This window comes from Lamprobacter sp., from assembly GCF_034860625.1.
Lineage (GTDB): Bacteria > Pseudomonadota > Gammaproteobacteria > Chromatiales > Chromatiaceae > Lamprobacter.
In genome coordinates, this window is record NZ_JAYESN010000693.1 from 1 (window position 1) to 751 (window position 751).

Genomic DNA, 751 nt, shown 5'->3' on the forward strand with positions numbered 1-751 from the left:
ACGGCCTGAGGAGCCATCGATGGTGATGGTGTCACCTTCTTTGAAGCTGGTCGCACCAACGATCGCCTCGCGTCGCGAGACATCGACACTGATGCCCTCGGCACCAGCCACACAGGGCTTACCCATGCCGCGCGCCACCACCGCCGCGTGCGAGGTCTTACCACCGCGTGCGGTCAGGATGCCCTCGGAGGCGAAGAAGCCATGGATATCCTCGGGCTTGGTCTCCTCACGCACCAGGATCACCTTCTGCCCCAGATCATGACCCAGCTGATGCGCCCGGTCGGCATCGAACACCGCAATACCAGCAGCCGCACCCGGTGAGGCCGGCAGCCCTTGGGCGACCGGCTCCACCTTCGAGCTTGGGTCCAGACGCGGGAACAGCATCTGCTCGAGGCTGATCGGATCGATGCGCTGCAAGGCCTGCTCCTTGTTGATCAGGCCCTCTTGCTCCATCTCCACCGAGGTGCGCACCATGCCCTGCGCGTTCATCTTGCCATTGCGGGTCTGCAGGCAATAGAGCACGCCGCGCTCGATGGTGAACTCGAAGTCTTGCACCTCGCGGTAATGCGTCTCGAGCTTGGCGCGCAGCTCGGCCAACTCCTCGGCCATCTGCGGCATCTCGACCGTGAGCCGATCGAGCGGCTTCGGGGTGCGGATACCGGCGACCACGTCCTCGCCCTGGGCGTTGATCAGGTACTCGCCGTAGAGCTTGTTCTCACCGGTACCGGGGTTGCGGGTGAAGCCGACACCG

1 protein-coding gene is annotated in these 751 nt (G+C 64.4%); it reads right to left on the reverse strand.

Annotated features, from left to right (window positions below; genetic code table 11):
* Positions 1-751, reverse strand: a 751-nt coding sequence (locus VBE63_RS30800) for a PEP-utilizing enzyme (protein ID WP_323686745.1), incomplete at both ends; no start/stop codon positions are given.